This window comes from Bradyrhizobium sp. 199 (genome assembly GCF_023073355.1).
GTDB lineage: Bacteria > Pseudomonadota > Alphaproteobacteria > Rhizobiales > Xanthobacteraceae > Bradyrhizobium.
Genome location: NZ_JADPJI010000005.1, coordinates 908,551 through 924,651, shown reverse-complemented (window position 1 = coordinate 924,651; position 16,101 = coordinate 908,551). Strand labels below are relative to the sequence as shown.

At 64.7% G+C, this 16,101-nt stretch carries 18 protein-coding genes and 1 pseudogene; 13 read left to right on the top strand and 6 right to left on the bottom strand.

What is annotated here, in order from left to right; all coding sequences use genetic code 11:
• Nucleotides 1–5: 5 nt before the first annotated feature.
• Together IVB28_RS12830 and IVB28_RS12825 are read left to right on the top strand one after the other, a co-directional pair.
• Nucleotides 6–773, top strand: a complete 768-nt coding sequence (locus IVB28_RS12830; RefSeq protein ID WP_247526538.1) for an SDR family oxidoreductase — start codon at nt 6–8, stop codon at nt 771–773.
• Between the two features lie 116 nt (nt 774–889).
• Nucleotides 890–1,026, top strand: a pseudogene (locus tag IVB28_RS12825) (L-idonate 5-dehydrogenase); the annotation flags it as partial.
• Here the strand turns inward: IVB28_RS12825 and IVB28_RS12820 are convergent.
• Nucleotides 1,016–1,909, bottom strand: coding sequence for a DUF3280 domain-containing protein (locus IVB28_RS12820; protein ID WP_247528525.1), 894 nt, complete (start codon nt 1,907–1,909; stop codon nt 1,016–1,018). The pseudogene IVB28_RS12825 and the gene IVB28_RS12820 overlap by 11 nt on opposite strands.
• Before the next feature lie 190 nt (nt 1,910–2,099).
• Between IVB28_RS12820 and IVB28_RS12815 the strand changes: the two genes are divergently transcribed.
• Together IVB28_RS12815 and IVB28_RS12810 are read left to right on the top strand one after the other, a co-directional pair.
• The gene (locus IVB28_RS12815) at nt 2,100–3,482 is read left to right on the top strand and encodes a histidine kinase (RefSeq protein WP_247526537.1); all 1,383 of its coding nucleotides are present in this window, start codon (nt 2,100–2,102) and stop codon (nt 3,480–3,482) included.
• Entirely contained in the window at nt 3,479–4,141 is a 663-nt protein-coding gene (locus tag IVB28_RS12810; RefSeq protein ID WP_247526536.1) for a response regulator transcription factor, read from the top strand. The genes IVB28_RS12815 and IVB28_RS12810 overlap by 4 nt, the downstream gene beginning before the upstream one ends.
• 3 nt (nt 4,142–4,144) lie before the next feature.
• Here the strand turns inward: IVB28_RS12810 and IVB28_RS12805 are convergent, their stop codons facing one another.
• Nucleotides 4,145–4,984 carry a hypothetical protein gene (locus tag IVB28_RS12805; RefSeq protein WP_247526535.1) on the bottom strand — a complete coding sequence of 280 codons (840 nt, stop codon included), beginning with the start codon at nt 4,982–4,984 and terminating at the stop codon, nt 4,145–4,147.
• Nucleotides 4,985–5,162: 178 nt separating this feature from the next.
• Here IVB28_RS12805 and IVB28_RS12800 point away from each other — a divergent pair, with 178 nt between their 5' ends.
• From IVB28_RS12800 to IVB28_RS12785, 4 genes are read left to right on the top strand one after another with little or no spacing between them, the layout of a single operon-like run.
• A complete protein-coding gene (locus tag IVB28_RS12800) occupies nt 5,163–6,047 on the top strand; it encodes an IclR family transcriptional regulator (RefSeq protein WP_247526534.1) in 885 nt (294 codons plus the stop codon).
• Nucleotide 6,048: 1 nt separating this feature from the next.
• Nucleotides 6,049–7,245, top strand: coding sequence for a CaiB/BaiF CoA-transferase family protein (locus tag IVB28_RS12795; RefSeq protein ID WP_247526533.1), 1,197 nt, complete (start codon nt 6,049–6,051; stop codon nt 7,243–7,245).
• Between the two features lie 50 nt (nt 7,246–7,295).
• Complete coding sequence (locus IVB28_RS12790; protein WP_247526532.1) at nt 7,296–8,288, top strand: tripartite tricarboxylate transporter substrate binding protein; 993 nt, start codon at nt 7,296–7,298, stop codon at nt 8,286–8,288.
• A 24-nt stretch (nt 8,289–8,312) separates the two neighbouring features.
• On the top strand, nt 8,313–9,533 hold the full coding sequence (locus tag IVB28_RS12785) for an ABC transporter substrate-binding protein (RefSeq protein ID WP_247526531.1): 1,221 nt from the start codon (nt 8,313–8,315) through the stop codon (nt 9,531–9,533).
• A 28-nt stretch (nt 9,534–9,561) separates the two neighbouring features.
• Here IVB28_RS12785 and IVB28_RS12780 read toward each other — a convergent pair whose 3' ends face one another.
• A complete protein-coding gene (locus tag IVB28_RS12780; RefSeq protein WP_247528524.1) occupies nt 9,562–9,825 on the bottom strand; it encodes a hypothetical protein in 264 nt (87 codons plus the stop codon).
• A 118-nt stretch (nt 9,826–9,943) separates the two neighbouring features.
• On the bottom strand, nt 9,944–10,441 hold the full coding sequence (locus IVB28_RS12775) for a ferritin-like domain-containing protein (RefSeq protein WP_247526530.1): 498 nt from the start codon (nt 10,439–10,441) through the stop codon (nt 9,944–9,946).
• A 254-nt stretch (nt 10,442–10,695) separates the two neighbouring features.
• On the opposite strand from IVB28_RS12775, the gene IVB28_RS12770 reads away from it, so the two are divergent.
• The 4 genes from IVB28_RS12770 to IVB28_RS12755 all read left to right on the top strand — a co-directional run bounded on the left by IVB28_RS12770 (nt 10,696) and on the right by IVB28_RS12755 (nt 13,650).
• Complete coding sequence (locus IVB28_RS12770) at nt 10,696–11,262, top strand: NADH-quinone oxidoreductase subunit B (protein ID WP_276576211.1); 567 nt, start codon at nt 10,696–10,698, stop codon at nt 11,260–11,262.
• Between the two features lie 28 nt (nt 11,263–11,290).
• Nucleotides 11,291–12,139, top strand: coding sequence for an MBL fold metallo-hydrolase (locus IVB28_RS12765; RefSeq protein WP_247526529.1), 849 nt, complete (start codon nt 11,291–11,293; stop codon nt 12,137–12,139).
• 70 nt (nt 12,140–12,209) lie between these two features.
• Nucleotides 12,210–12,542, top strand: a complete 333-nt coding sequence (locus IVB28_RS12760) for a hypothetical protein (RefSeq protein ID WP_247526528.1) — start codon at nt 12,210–12,212, stop codon at nt 12,540–12,542.
• Nucleotides 12,543–12,762: 220 nt separating this feature from the next.
• A complete protein-coding gene (locus IVB28_RS12755) occupies nt 12,763–13,650 on the top strand; it encodes a manganese catalase family protein (protein WP_247526527.1) in 888 nt (295 codons plus the stop codon).
• A gap of 108 nt (nt 13,651–13,758) precedes the next feature.
• Here IVB28_RS12755 and IVB28_RS12750 read toward each other — a convergent pair whose 3' ends face one another.
• A complete protein-coding gene (locus IVB28_RS12750; protein WP_247526526.1) occupies nt 13,759–14,250 on the bottom strand; it encodes an SRPBCC family protein in 492 nt (163 codons plus the stop codon).
• Nucleotides 14,250–14,639: a metalloregulator ArsR/SmtB family transcription factor gene (locus IVB28_RS12745; protein ID WP_247526525.1), complete on the bottom strand. Its 390-nt coding sequence runs from the start codon at nt 14,637–14,639 to the stop codon at nt 14,250–14,252. Before IVB28_RS12745 ends, IVB28_RS12750 begins: the two co-directional genes overlap by 1 nt.
• A 374-nt stretch (nt 14,640–15,013) precedes the next feature.
• Here IVB28_RS12745 and IVB28_RS12740 point away from each other — a divergent pair, with 374 nt between their 5' ends.
• Entirely contained in the window at nt 15,014–16,075 is a 1,062-nt protein-coding gene (locus IVB28_RS12740) for a serine hydrolase (protein WP_247528522.1), read from the top strand.
• Nucleotides 16,076–16,101 lie beyond the last annotated feature (26 nt).

Below are 16,101 nucleotides of genomic sequence, written 5' to 3'. Positions count from 1 at the left end.
GCGAGATGAGCACGTCCCTCTTCGATCTCTCCGGCCGCACCGCCCTTGTGACCGGCTCTTCCCGCGGGCTCGGCCGCGCCATCGCCGAGGGCATGGCGAAGGCCGGCGCCAGGATCATCGTGAACGGCGTCGACCCCAAGCGCGTGGAGCAGGCTGTCGCCGAGTTTCGCGCCGCCGGCCACGAGGCCGAAGGGGCCGCCTTCAACGTCACCGACGAGCCCGCCATCGTCGCCACCTTCAACGATTTCGACAGACAAGGGATTGCGGTCGACATCGTCGTCAACAACGCCGGCATCCAGCACCGTAAACCGCTGGTCGAGTTCACCACCGACGAATGGCGCAAGGTGATCGAGACCAACCTCACCAGCGCCTTCGTGATCGGCCGCGAGGCGGCCAAGCGCATGATCCCTCGCAAGCACGGCAAAATCATCAATATCGGCTCGCTGGGCAGCGAGCTCGCGCGTCCCACTATCGCGCCCTACACCGCCGCCAAGGGCGGCATCAAGAACCTGACCCGCTCGATGGCGGTGGAATGGGCCCAGCATGGCATCCAGGCCAACGCGATCGGCCCCGGCTACATGCTGACCGACATGAACGAGGCGCTGGTCAACAACACCGACTTCAACAACTGGCTGATGGGCCGCGTTCCCTCGAAGCGCTGGGGCCGGCCGGACGAGCTGGTGGGCGCCGCGATCTTCCTCGCCTCGGACGCCTCCACTTACGTCAACGGCCAGATCATCTACGTCGATGGCGGCATGATCGCCGCGATGTGATCCTCGAAACAGAACACGAGACCATGCGCGCCGTCGTCATTCACGCCCCGAAGGATCTGCGGATCGACAACTATCCGGATACCGAGCGCGGCCCCGGCGAAGTCCGGGTCAAAGATCTCGAAGTGCGGCTGATGGGCGAAGGCATCGACAAAAAGCCGCTGATCACGGCCACCATGCCGTTCGAGACGCGGTGGCGGCCTTCGAGCTTGCCGGCGACCGCTCGCGATCAATGAAGGTGCAGCTTACTTTTTAGCTGCACTCGCGGCCTGCTGGCTCTCGATCAGCTGGTCGCTGACCAGCCGCACGGCGCCCCGTTTCCAGGAATCGTCCGCGCCGACGCGCAGGCCGCTGTCGCCACGCGCCAGCACCGCGCCGGTGCCTGCGTCGCGCAGCTGGAAGCCGAGCGTGTATTCGGTACGGCTGACCCGCCGCACCACGCCGATCAGCGATTGATCCGCCCCCAGCTTCTGCGCAATCACCGCCTCGCAACCGCCGCAGTCGCGTAGAGCGCCTGCCTTCGCCGCCTCGCCGCGCGCGCTGCCGACATCGGCGATGCGGTAGCGGCCGGATTGGCCGAGGACGTCACGCACGCCGCCGGTAACCTCGGCCAGGTACGAAACGTCTGAAGCGGCTAAGGTGCTCCCCGAGGCGGCGGTCATGTCCTCGAGCTCGAAATCGAACACGGCAAGCGTGACCGGCGCAGGCTGGGCGAGCGCCGCGATGACCTCGCGAGACACGAACATCTCAGCGCGCTCCCACGATTCGTCATTGTCACCGCGGAACGTGTAGAGCTTGTCCATCACGAGCCGCTTGGCGCCGACTTCGATCACGGCGACCTTGGCCCATTGCACCAGCGTGCTCGTCTTCTGGATGCCGCCGATGACCTTGAACGCGGCGCCGTCCTGGGCGGAGGGCACCAGCCGATAGCGCCCACCCTCCCCGATGTCCCGCCTGAGCGCGGCCATGAATGCCGACAGCCGCCGCTCATGGGCCGCGGTCTGATTGGCTGGCTCGGCCGAGGTATCGGTATAGCTGAAATCATCCATGGCAACGCCAATGGCCGGCTCGGCGGCAGCCGGCGAACAAGGCGGCACGAGCCAGAGAAAAGCAGGGAGGATCAACCGGAAGAGGTGCATGAGCGGGCCTCGCAGCAGCAAGCGGTTCGCAAATCTCGGCGGCCAGCCCGAGCCTTGCAACGGCAACGGTCCCGGCGAGCGCCGGGAAAATGTCACGACGCTGCACTGCGGCAGGGCGTAGCGCTTTCCGCGGCTGGCGTTCTGCCGTTTAATGCGCAGGCGACAAACCCGTTCGCGCCAGGTGCCCTCGATGTGGAACCGCCCGAGATTCGATCTCAAGGTCCGTCTGACGTTGCGCGTGGCCGCCATCACGGCCGCCTGCTTCGCCGCAATCTCCGCCTATTTCCTGATCGCGGCCGACCGCGCGGTGCACGCGCGCATCGACGGCATCGCCGCGATCGTGGCCAAGTCGCTGGAGCTGCAACAAGGCAAGATCCAGTGGGTGGCCGGCCCGCGCGATTTTCCCAACCTTGACCCCGTCGCGGCCTATGTGATGACGCCGGGCCTGTGTCTGGCTTTCCGCGGCGCTAGCGGCGAGATGCTGCAGCGGTTCTGCAGCGGTGCGCCTGCCCCGGCGAGCCCGCCGCCGCAGGCCTTCGCGGCGTTCTATCGCAGCCTGTTCGATCCCGGCCGCGAAGCGTCACGGCCCGTGATCGTGCGCGGCGCCAAGCTCGGCGAGACCGTGGTGTCGGTCGATTCGGCCGTGCAGACGGCAGAGGCGTGGCACGAGGCGGGCCGCCTGATGATCGCGCTTGCGATCGCGCTGCCGCTGCTGTGCTTGCTGGTTTACGCCGCGCTGGCGCGCGCGCTGCGCCCAACCCGCCTGATCTGCACCGGCCTCGAGCGGATCGCGGCCAATGACCTCACGGCACGGCTGCCGCCGTTCGATCTCGCCGAACTCTCCGCGATCCGCAACGGCTTCAACCATCTTGCCGAAAGCCTCGACAATGCGCTTGCCGAACGCAGCGAGCTGACGCGGAAGCTGATCGCGCTGCAGGACGACGAGCGCCGCCATCTTGCCCGCGAGCTGCATGACGAGTTCGGCCAATCGCTCGCCGCTATCCGCGCGCTGGCCTCGTCCGCCCGCCAGACCGCCGCGCAGGACTGCCCCGCTTTGCTTTCCGAATGCGACGGCATCGCGCGGACAGCGACCGGCATGATGGAGACGCTGCGCGGCACGCTGTTCCGGCTTCGCCCGCCCGACGTCGAGGAGCTCGGGCTGGTTGCGAGTCTGGAAGGCCTCGTTGCCGGCTGGAACGGACGCAGCCGCGGCGAGACGCGCTTCACGATCCATTTCGACGGTGCGTTCGAGACCCTGCCCGCCGCGATCAGCGCCAACCTCTACCGCATCGTCCAGGAGGCGCTCACCAACGCCGCCAAGCATGCCGGCGCCACCAAGGTCGGGCTACATTTGACGATGGCAGCAAATGAGATCGCGCTGGCCATCGACGACGACGGCCGGCCGAGCGATGCGTCCGTCAAATCCGGCATGGGCCTGCTCGGCATGCGCGAGCGCGTTGCGGCCCTGCGCGGCCGGATGACCTTTGAAATCGGAACCAATGGCGGCTCGGCGCTGCGCGTCGTCATTCCGCTCGCAGCCGCCGATCGGCAGCCGCTGGAGCATGCCGCATGAGCGCGGCCGACGCGACCATTCTGCTGGTCGACGACCATTCCGTGGTCCGCGAGGGCTATCGCTCCGTGCTGCAGAAGCAGCCGGGACTGCGCGTCATCGCTGAAGCGGCCGACGGCGCGGAAGCCTACCGTCTGTACAAATCCGAGGCGCCAGATCTCGTCATCATGGACCTCAGCATGCCCGGCATCGGCGGGATCGAGGCCGTCAGGCGGATCAGGCAGTGGGACAAGAGCGCCAGGATCCTCATCTTCACCATGCACCAGAATGCAGGCTTCGCCGTGCAGGCGATCCGCGCCGGCGCCAGGGGTTACGTCACAAAGACCAGCCCGCCCGAAACGCTGGTGCGCGCCGTGATGGACGTGCTCGCCGGCAAGATCGCCATCAGCCCCGACATCGACCACGAGCTGGCGCTAAGCCGGCTCGGCGGCGAAAGCTCGGCCGCCGACGTGCTCACCGCGCGCGAGTTCGAGGTGCTGCGGCTGCTGCTCGCGGAGAAGACGACGGACGAAATCGCCGAGACGCTGCATGTCAGCCCGAAGACGGTGGCGAACCTGCATTCCCTGATCAAGGACAAGCTCGGCGTCGGCTCCGACATCGAGCTGGTCCGGCTGGCGCTGCGCCAGGGACTGTTGACGCAGCTCGATCTCGGCGAGGCCTGAACGTCAGGCCAGATAACGCGCCAGATAGCCCATCGCATAGAGCGCGCAGAGTGCCAGGCTGGACCACACCGCGGCGCTGAAATACAGGAACATCCAGGTCAGCTCGCCCTTCCAATGCGCGATATCGCGGGTCACCACCCAGCGCGTTGAGACGTCGTGCAGGCCTTCGAGGAAGCCCAGGAACCTGCCGCCCTCGGCGTGCCCTGCGCGCCAGCGGCTGAGATACATCGGCACGTCGACGGTGATAAGGAAGGCCAGGAAGCAGGCGATGCCGACGATGCCTGCGATCAGCACCCAGCGCACGGGCCCCTGGAATTCCGGGATCAGGCGGCATAGCGCGATGCCGGCGAGGAAGAAGGTCACCGCCCAGAGCGAATTCTCGATCGCGTTGTGGAGGAAGTTGGTGGTCACCACCGCGTACCAGGAGAAGCACTCCGCGATGATGATGATGGGCACGATCACGAGCGCGACGTTCAGGGCCGTCTCGGCGCCGGTCATGATGCCAAGCTGGTGCAGGATAATGGCCCATTGCGCCACGAAGCAGAGCTCGGCCAGCGTCGCGACCGAGCGTCCGACGACCACGCTCGATAGCCAGGTGTCGAACAGGCAAATGCGCTGCACGTCGGCGCGCGGCAGGATCGAGCGGAACGCGCAGCCGAACACATAGCCGGCGCACAGCAGGAACATCAGCCCGATATCTGAGTGGCCACTAAGGCTACCCGGAGACGTTGGGTAGAACTCGCGGTACAGCATGAACCAGACGAGGATGTTGGCGCCGCTCACGAGCGTGAGGGATCCCCACCACCACGCGAGGGGATTCGACCGCGCCTGCCACTGCAGCATGAACCGCTCCGCAAATTATCGATCTGACATGTCGTCGTAATATTCCTGTCACAGCACGACACGCAATCGACAAATATCTGTGGGGTCAGCCGGTTTGGCGCGTCCACATAGCGGACATTTTGCGGCGAAGCTTCGAATCTATTGGACAGATGAAAATCTCTCCGGCTGATATTTAGGAATGACACCGACCAACTCTGCCAAGCCGCGACATCCGCTCTCCTCCGCTGCCGCAGTGTTGGCTGAGAGTATCGATGACGCCGCCTTCGCCACGACGCTGGCAAAGGGGCTTGTCGTGCTCGAGGCGTTCAAGGCCGGCAGCACGCTGCTCGGCAACATGGAGCTGTCGACGCTCACCGGAATTCCGCGGCCAACGGTCGCGCGGCTGACCCACACGCTGGCCGAGCTCGGCTACCTCCGCTACGACGCCGGGCGAGCCAAGTACCGCGTCGGTGCGCGGGCCCTGCGGATCGCGCATCCTCTGCTTGCCGGATTGCAATTCCGCCAGGTGGCGCGGCCGATGATGCAGGAGCTGGCGCTCAGCGTCCGCGGCACGGTCTCGATCGGCCTGCTCGACGCCACCGCGATGATCTATGTCGAGACCGCGCGCTCCGGCGATGTCGGGCCGCACGCGCCCGACATCGGCATGCCGATTCCCGTGGTGATGACCGCGATGGGGCGCGCCGCGGCAGCGACCCTGCCGCCGGCCGAAGCAGACCGGCTCGAGCGGAACATCGCAGCCGAAGACGCCGAGCTATGGTCGGCGTTTCGTGACAAATACCGAGCCGGGATCGCTCAAAGCAGAAGCCGCGGCTTCTGCACCTGCTGGGGCGAATACATGGCCTCGATCCATGCGGTCGCCGCGCCGTTGTTTCACGCCAGCGAATCGAGGCAGTCGTTCTCGATCAATTGCGGCATCCCCGCCTTCCGGCTCCAGCCGGGGCAGCTGGAGGGTGAGATCGGACCGCGCATCGCAGCGCTCGCCGACAGCATCCGCGCCATCGTCGGGCCAGCAGAGCTCACGCCGCTGCGCAAAGCCAAGAAAACCACAAGCGCCAGGGCGTGACATGGCTGGACCGCTCGAGGGACTGAAGGTTCTCGACATCGCGACCATCATCGCAGCGCCCTTTGCCGCAACGCTGCTGGCCGACTACGGCGCGGACGTGCTCAAGATTGAGATGCCCGGCCACGGCGACGGCGTGCGTTCGTTTCCGCCGTTCAAGGATGGCAAGCCGCTGTGGTGGAAGGCGGCCAACCGCAACAAGAAATTTGCGACGCTCGATCTGCGCATGCCGGACGGGCTTGCGCTGTTTAAGCAGCTGCTTCCGCGCTTCGACGTGCTGGTCGAGAATTTCCGTCCGGGAACGCTCGATCGATGGGGCCTGCCGAGGGAGGTGCTGTGGTCGATCCAGCCGCGCCTCGTGATTCTGCGGGCCACCGCCTTCGGGCAGGATGGACCCTATCGCGAGCGACCCGGCTTTGCCCGCATCTTCGAGGCCATGGGCGGGCTCACCTACATCACGGGAGAGAGCAAGGGCGAGCCGACCCATCCCGGCTACCCCATCGGGGATTCGATCGGCGGCCTGTTCGGCGCCGTCGGCGTGCTCGCGGCGCTGTGGAAACGGGCGCGTGATCCGAACGCTCCCGGCGAGGAGATCGATCTTTCGCTGACCGAAGCCACCTTCCGCCTGCTCGACGTCCTCGCCATCGAGCACGATCAGCTCGGCGCCATTCGCAGCCGGATCGGCAACGCCAACGGCTATTCGGCACCAGCCGCCGTGTTTCGCACCGGCGATGATCATTGGGTGACGCTCGCGGGGTCGACCAACGCGCTGTTTGCGGCGAACTGCCGGGCAATCGAGCGGCGCGACCTCATCGACGATCCGCGCTTCGCCACCAACGACCAGCGCGTCAAGCATGCTGCCGAGCTCAACAATATCTTCGCCGGCTGGTGTGCCGCCCATCCCCTCGACGAGGTCCTCGCGAGATTCAACGCCGCGCAAGGAACGCTCGCCCCGATCTATTCGGTCGACCAGATCGCCAGCGATCCGCAAATGCGAGCGCGCGAAGTCATCACGCGAGTCCCCGACAAGGATTTCGGCACCGTCGCCATGACCAACGTCGTTCCGCGCTTCACCGTCGATCCCACGCGCATGCGTCACGCTGCAGGTGATGTCGGCCAGGACAACGACGAAGTATTTCGGGATTGGCTCGGCCTTTCAAAGGATGAGATCGAACGGCTCACCGAGCGTAAGGTGATCTGATCGCAACAAGAACAACAATAAAGATGACCAACAACACAAAAGGGAGGAAGATGACAGTGACATCGCTCAAGGTCACACGCCGAACCCTGCTGGGCACAATCGCAGGCGGCCTAGTCGCCGGCTCGGTCCCAACGGCACGGGCCGAGGATGCCTGGCCCTCGCGCCTGGTGCGGCTGATCTCGCCCTACGGCCCGGGCGGCTCCAACGACATCTCGCTGCGCCTGCTGGCCGAAGAGTTCGGCCGCAGCCTACGTCAGCAATTCATTGTCGAGAACAAGCCGGGTGCCGGCACCCGCATCGCCAACGACATGGTCGCCCATGCGCCGGGCGACGGCTACACCATTCTCTACGTCGCCGCCCCCTACGCCACGGCCGAGGCGCTTTTCGGCAAACTCACCTACGACCGCAAGGATTTGCAGCCGGTGGCAATGGCGGTGGTCGCGCCGCTGTTTCTCATCATTAGTGCCGATGCGCCATTCAAGACGCTTCCCGAGCTGATCGCCTACGGCAAGTCAAAACCCGATGGGCTGACCTTCGCTTCGCCGGGCGCAGGCTCGCAGCCGCACCTCGCGGGCGAGCTCCTGTTTCGTGACGCCGGCGTCAAGGGTCTCAACATCCCGTTCCGGGGCGATGCCGCCTCCTACACCGAGCTGCTCGCGGGCCGCGTCGATGCCACCCTGACGGCGCTGCCGACCGCCCTGCCTTACATCCAGAGCGGCAAGTTCATCGTGCTCGGCGTCGCCTCGCCGGAGCGTAGCGCACTCTATCCGCAGGCACTCACCCTGCGCGAGCAGGGCTTTCCCAATGTGGCCGCTGCCGGCTGGTACGGCATCATGGCGCCCTCGACGACGCCGCACGCCATCGTCGACAAGCTCCAGACCGAAGTTCTGCGTGCGCTCGCAGAACCAGGGATCAAGGACAAGCTGACTGCTCAGGGCCTCGAGGTGCGCGCCGGCAATGCGGCCGAGTTCGGTCGGTTCATCGACGCCGAGACGCAGAAATGGACCAAGCTGATCCGGGACGCCGGTCTCAAGGGCGAATGACCGTCTCCGAACAGGAAAATGAAAATGAAGAACCGTCTTCTCGATCGCGTGGCGGTCACCGCGCTCACCCTCGTGATGTCGATCGCACAAGCATATGCGCAGAAGAAATACGATGCCGGCGCCTCCGATACTGCGATCAAGGTCGGTCAGACCGTGCCGCTCAGCGGCCCGGCGTCAGCCTACGCCGTGATCGGCAAGACCCAGGCAGCCTATATGAAGATGATCAACGACCAGGGCGGCGTGAACGGGCGCAAGGTCGACCTGATCCAGTATGACGATGCCTACTCGCCGCCGAAGACCGTCGAGCAGACCCGCAGGCTGGTCGAAAGTGACGAGGTGCTGCTGACGTTCCAGATCATCGGCACCGCGCCGAACGTCGCGGTACAGAAATATCTCAATGCAAAGAAGATCCCCCAGCTCTTCGCAGCAACCGGTGCGGCGCGCTTCACCGATCCCAAGAACTTTCCCTGGACCATGGGCTTCAATCCCTCCTACCTCGTCGAGGGCCGGATCTACGCGCAGTACCTGCTGAAGAACCATCCGAACGCAAAAATCGGCGTGCTCTACCAGAATGACGATCTCGGCAAGGACTATCTCGCCGGCCTCAAGGCTGGTCTCGGCGGCAAGGCCAACATGATCGTGGCCGAGACGTCCTACGAGATCACCGAACCGACGATCGACTCACAGATCCTGCGGCTGAAGGACGCTGGCGCCGACGTGCTGTTCAGCGCAACGACGCCGAAACAGGCGGCGCAGGCGATCAAGAAGGTCGCGGAGATCGGCTGGAAGCCGCTGCACATCATCGACATCAACGCCTCCTCGCTCAGCGCCGTGCTGAAGCCGGCGGGCTTGGACAATTCCAAGGGCGTCATCAGCGTCGGATACGTCAAGGATGCCGCCGATCCCGAATGGAAGGACGATCCCGGCATGAAGCGCTACCTTGCCTTCATGGCGAAATATTACCCCGAAGGCGACAAGGACTCGAACCTGAACGTCTACGGGTACATCACAGCCCAGCTGCTGGTGGAGGTGTTGAAGCAATGTGGCGACGATCTCACCCGCGACAACGTGATGCGGCAGGCGGCCAACCTGAAGAACGTCAAACTCGACCTGACGCTGCCGGGCATCTCAGTCACGACTTCGCCGACCGACTATCGCGTCAACAAGCAGTTCCAGATGGTGCAGTTCGATGGCCAGCGCTGGCGGAAACTCGGAGACATCGTCACGGACGAAGCCAGGGAGTGAGGCGGCGAGCAACTCGCCGGGGTACCGCTCACCCTTCGGCACGTCGGCCGCCGCTGCGGACGACATCGTCGCTCTCCTCGATATAGTGCTGATACTCCGAGATCGCGCGATTGGCCATGCGGATCCGGTTCGTCAGCCCCTCCTCGACCATCATCGTGATACGCTGCGCCAGGAACACGCAGGCCTCGAACTCATCACGGATGGTCCCGCTGCGCGCGAGAAAGTCCCAGGCGATCTCGTAAGCCTGCTCCGCGGCGGGATCGCGATAGTCGCTGAAGATAATGTGCGTCATCATTGGCAAGGCCGGAGCGCGGCGATCGTTCCTACGGGGGCACGGCCGGGCTCAAGGCACGAAAAACCACCGGCCGCTCTCGCGCGCCGGTGGTTCGATCCTGGAGAGCAACGAAAAACTACGCCGCCTGGCGCTGATGCGACAGGAACTCCATCGTCACCTTCTCGACATTGGAATCGATCCAGGCGGCCATGCGTTGCTCCTCCTTCAACGATGTCTCCAGCGGTGCCTTGGCCTCCGGCATGCCGGCGGCGCCGCAGAGCGCCAGCAGAGATTTGTAGGCGGCGATCTCGAAATTCTCGAACGCATTGTTGGCGAACGTGTTCTTGAGGATCTCGTCACCGGCAACCGAATGCGCCATGGCCATCATGTTGGCCATCACCGACTGCGCCGTGTCCTTCAGGGTGGACGTGCTCTCGCCGCAGGCTTCAAGGCATCTTTCCAGCCGCCTGAGCTGCTCGTTGGTTTCCTCAAGGTGCGCGGTGAGCTTCGCCTTGACCTCCGGATACTCATCCAGCCGCTCCGACTGGCGCTCCATCAACTCTCGCGCCTGCACTTCCATTGCATGCGCATTGCGTAGTCCGACCACGAACGTATCACGGGCTGTGTTGGCCATTTTGCTGTCCTCCGTATTGGCTGGTCTCGCTCCCGCAACCGGGAAGCACCGGCGATTGTTCCTAAGAAGACGGGACTGATGACCGAAGCAGAGCTGACCCGTTTCAGCAGGTGTTCCGTCGAAGGACCCGTCGCTAACCTGCGATAGCAAAACGCCAAACAGGCTCCAGCGGCAGGAACGTCGAGCTCGACCGGCGGTTCATCGCAGCGAGGGGCCACATCGCGAAGTTGCGGCCCAAAATTAACGATGGCCCGATGACCGACGGAACTCCAGCTGCCAGCAATTTCTCCGGCGCGCGTCCCGGGCACGGACAACCGCACAACGGCTCGGACCCGTATTTCATGCAGATCCGGGATGACCTGGCGGACAAGGGCTTCTTCACCGCCACCGCGGAGGAGTTGATCACTTGGGCCCGGACCGGATCATTGATGTGGATGACCTTTGGGCTCGCCTGCTGCGCGGTCGAGATGATGCAGATGTCGATGCCGCGCTATGACGCCGAAAGGTTCGGCTTCGCGCCCCGGGCATCGCCGCGGCAATCCGACGTGATCATCGTGGCAGGCACCTTGACCAACAAGATGGCTCCCGCCTTCCGCAAGGTCTACGACCAGATGCCCGAACCGCGCTACGTGATCTCGATGGGGTCCTGCGCCAATGGCGGTGGTTACTATCACTATTCCTATTCCGTGGTGCGCGGCTGCGATCGGGTGGTGCCCGTCGACATCTATGTGCCCGGCTGTCCGCCCACCGCGGAAGCGCTGCTCTACGGGGTGATGCTGCTTCAGCAAAAGATCCGGCGCATGGGGACGATCGAACGATGAGACATCAGATACGGTGGGCTCGACCGGCATGACGCAAATTCCGCTCTCCTCCGCAGCAGAAGCGGAACATCCCGAGTTCGATGTCGACCGCAACGACAATACGCGGCAAATCGTTGCTGACGTCGCCTATCGGCAGCTTGCCATCGTCAACGTGATCTTTGTCGGCTTCGAAGGCGCGGGCGACGGCAATTGGGTGCTGGTCGACGCCGGGATTCCCGGCTCCGCTCCCGCGATCCGCTCCGCGGCCGTCGCGCGGTTCGGCGGCCACGGCCGTCCGGCGTGCATCATCATGACGCACGCTCATTTCGATCACGTCGGCGTGCTCGAGACGCTCGCGCGCGAATGGGACGTACCCGTCTACGCCCATCCTGCCGAACATCCCTATCTCGATGGCACGCAGTCCTATCCGCCGGCCGATCCTGGCGTTGGTGGCGGCCTTCTCGCCCTGCTCTCTCCGCTGTTTCCGACCAGGCCGGTCAACGTTGCATCCCACCTTTATGATCTTCCCTCGGATCACAGCGTGCCCTTCATGCAAGAGTGGCGATGGATCCCCACGCCGGGTCACACGCCCGGTCATGTCTCGCTCTGGCGCGAGCGCGACCACGTGCTGATCGCCGGCGATGCTTTCATCACCACACGGCAGGAGTCCGTCTACGCGGCCATGACCCAAACGCCGGAAATGCACGGACCGCCCATGTATTTCACACCGGATTGGGCGAGCGCCAAGAACTCGGTGCGTGAACTTGCCGCGCTCGCTCCCGAAATCGTCGTGACCGGTCACGGTGCGGCGATGCAAGGCCCGGAGATGCGCGCTGCGCTCGACGCACTCGCCGAACGATTCGACGAAGTTGCCGTGCCACCGCATCGACGGGCGTGATCGCGCGCCGCGTTAGGAACGCTTGGCGCCGCGCGTGATTGGCTCATCGTAAACCTCAAGGAGAAGCAATATGCGTAAGACAATTCTGACGATCTTTACAGCAGCCGTGTTGGCCGGCGCTTCTGTGGGCGCAGCGATCGCACAAGGCGCCGGTGGCGGCGGTGCGGGTGGCGCAGGCGGCGGTGCGGGAGGTGCAGGCGCCGGTGGCGCGGGCGCCGGAGCGGGCGCAGGTGCTGGTGCGGGCGGTAGCGGCGCTGGCTCCTCAGGGAGCGCCGGAGACGGCTCCGGCTCCGGCAGTGGCGGCACCACTCATACCGAGCGCGGCGGACAAGGCGCCTCCAGCGCTCCGGGCATGCGCAACGAGACGACTCCGTCATCGACCGGTACCGCCCCTCGACGCTAACCGGATCACGGCTCGCGCAGCCTGAACGGCAATCTCTGGACGACGCGTAAGCGGCCTCGGCGATCGTGCTCGCCGGGGCCGCATCCGTTTCAGCCAACCGCTCGCGCGCAAATTTGGAATCGATCTGAATTGCGATTGCACCTGATTAGGAACGCAACCCGACGGCCTTCATTGCGCAATTGCACCTCGGCGAGTTGCGCCAGGACATAAGGAGTTGCGCATGTACTACTTCGACAAGCGGCTACAATACCCGGTCAGGGTCGAGAAGCCCGACCCGATCTTCGCCCGCCAGTTGCAGCAGGCGATCGGCGGCGTGGAAGGCGAGATCCGCGTCTGCCTGCAATATTTCTTTCAGGCCTGGGGCGCGCGCGGCCCCGCCAAATATCGCGATGTGTTGCTCAACACCGCGACCGAGGAGATCAGCCACATCGAGATGCTCTCGACCGCAGTCGCGCTGAACCTCGAGAATGCACCGGCGACGATGCAGGAGACCAGTCTTCAAGGCAATCCAATCGTCGGAGCGGTGATGTCGGGTGGAGAAAGGCCGCGGCATGTGATCGAGGGGATGCTGCATCGGCACATCCTCTCGACCGGCATGGCAGCCCTTCCAGCCGATTGCGACGGCACCCCCTTTGATTGCTCGCACGTTTACGCCAGCGGCAATCTCGCCGCCGACATGTATTGCAACGTTGCCGCGGAAGCCACCGGCCGGACGCTGGCCGTACGCCTCTACAACTCCACCAGCGATCCGGGCATGCAGGATATGTTGAGCTATCTGATCGCGCGCGACACCATGCATCAGCAGCAATGGCTCGCCGTGATCGAGGAGATGGGGGGAGATGCCTCGCTGCCGATTCCGAACAGCTTCGACCGGAGCAAGGAAGCAACCGAGTTCAGCTACATGTTCATGGGCACAGAACGCAACGGGGCTCCTGTAGAGCCGGGTCGCTATTCTGAAGGCCCCTCGCTCGACGGCCGGGGCGAATTCAGCGCCCGTCCAGGCTTCGAACCGCTTGGAGACGAGCCTGTGCTTGGACCGGCGCGGCCGGACAGCGCGGCGCAAGTTGAGCAGATGCAGGAGCCGCCGGTCACCAACGCGCTCACCTGACCTTTGCGGGTCAAGCCGTCGTTTGCGGTGACGGCTTGATTAGCATCGCTCCGCTATCCAGTCATTCCGGGCTCGCTCTATCAGCGCCCCGGAATGACCACGGCCCTGTCACCTCTTCAGGTTCGCCACATACGCTGCCAGCTTGTCCAGCGTCTGGTAGCCATATTCGACGGCGCCGAATCCGATCATGCCGTCGCGCTGCTCGGCGCTCGAGGCCAACTGGCGCATCATCAGCACGGTCTTGCCGTTGCTCTGCTCGGCAAAGGTGACGGTGAAGCGGAACATGCCGGGGTCCTCGTCCTGGTCGAGGCCGTGATCCATCTCCATCAGGGACGGCCGCTCGATGCGGCGGAAGCGCATGCGGTTTGGATAGACCGTACCGTCGGGGCCGATCATGTTGAAGCGCCAGACGCCGCCGACCCGCACGTCGATCTCGAAGGTCTCGACCTTGAACCCCTTCGGCCCGAACCATTGCGGCAAATGCTTCGGGTCGGACCAGGCCTCGAACACCAGATCGCGCGGCGCATCGATCACGCGGGACATCACGATCTCGCGGTCGAGCGACCACAGCGAAAGAGCGGGGTTGGCAGAATTCGTCATCACTCATAACCTTTCTTCTTGGTTGTTCGGGATGGCCGCTTGGCGGCCGCCCTCTCCTTCTCTTTCTTGAGCTTCATCACGTAGGCTTCGAAGCGGTCGAGCCGCGCCTCCCAAATCGCGCGCTGCCGCTGGAACCAGTCCTCCGCACCGAGCAGCGCATCCGGGCTGAGGCGGCAGGTCCGCACGCGGCCGGATTTCTCCGACTGAACCAGCCCGCTCGTCTCCAGCACGTGGATGTGCTTCATGAAGCTCGGCAGCGCCATGTCGAAGGGATCGGCGAGCTCGCCGACGGAAGCCTCGCCGGCACAGAGCCGCATCACGATCGCCCGCCGCGTGGGATCGGAGAGCGCGGAGAAGACCTGGTCGAGGGGGCATAATTGGTTAGCCATGAAGCTAACTATAGTGCCACCACGATCCGGCGTCAACGATTGTTAGCCGCTTAGCTAAGTTTAAATTGTCGCGCCGCAGCCCCATGGCGCGAAGCACAATCCGGGCGTTCGTGCTCGGAGTAAAGCATTCGATAACGCTTCGCGCATCCAGCGCTGCGAACCACCATCCGTCATGAGGAACCGACAACGCGCAATCGTGAATTGGGACCCTCACCTCTTCACGCTATGAAGGCCACGGGGGCGCATCACACACATGCGTCACAGCCGTGCCAGCCGTTGTCACTTCATCGCACCTCACCCGCCGCGCGCTCTTGAGGGCGGCGCTCGTTCCACTCGCCCTCGCCTGGCCGCGCCGCGCCTCGGCGGATTCGGATATGATCGCGCAGATGCGCGACATCGTCGCGAACGACCTGGCGCCGACCGCGACGCCGGACCATGCCGGCGGCCTCGCCGCCGCCCTCTATGCCGGGCGCCACGTCGAGTTCTTCACCTATGGTCTTGCCGATGACGCCACCAAACGACCAGTGACGCCGGACACGCTGTTCAACCTCGCCTCTTTAAGAAAGCCGTTCGAGGCAGCTCTTGTCGCGCTGGGCGTGGTGCGCGGCGAGCTGCGGCTCGACGACCGCCTGCCGAAATATTTGCCCGAGCTGGACGGCAACTATATCCGCGATGTCACCGTTGGCCAGCTGGTCACGCATACCTCGGGGCTGCTGCTGCCGACCGACCATCCGCCCTGGCCGAACGAGCAGTACACGCGCGAGCAGTTCCTCGCCATGCTGAACGCCTTCGCGCCGGCGCCGGGCGTCGCGCCCGGCCGGCAGCGCGTCTATACCCATGCCGGCTACGTGGTGCTTCAGCTCGTGCTCGAGCGCTGCTACGGCAGGCCGATCCGCGAGCTGATTCAGCACCGCATTCTCCGTCCCCTCGCCATGCGGGCCACCTTCATCCCCGAGCGCGGCGCAGACAATCGCGCCGTCATGGACGAGGCGTGGATGCAGCGCGTGGTCCAGGGCTATTCCGACCAGGGCGCGGCGATCGGGCCGATCGGCAGCCAGCAGAGCTATTTTGACTTTCCCGGCACGGGTCAGATGTTCTCTTCCGCCCGGGATCTTGCCGCCTTCACCGCGGCCTGCGTCGACGGCCGGGCGATTGATCCGCATTTGCGCGAGGCGCTGCGGATGACGCGACGTGAGGCCGTCCGCGTCAACGAAAAATTCGGACAGGCCATGGCCTGGGAGACCGTGCATCTGCCTGATGCCACCGTCGTCGACAAGCCGGGCGGCCTCAACAACGCCTCAGGCTATATAGGGCTGGTGCCGGCGCGGCGGATCGCCATCGTTCTGCTCGCCAATCGCGGCGAGTACCCGCACGAGATCGCCCGCTACAAGATCCTGCCCGCGCTGACGCGACTGCTGGCAGCGCACGCCAGTTGAGCTTCAAAATAGAAAGCCGCGGCCGA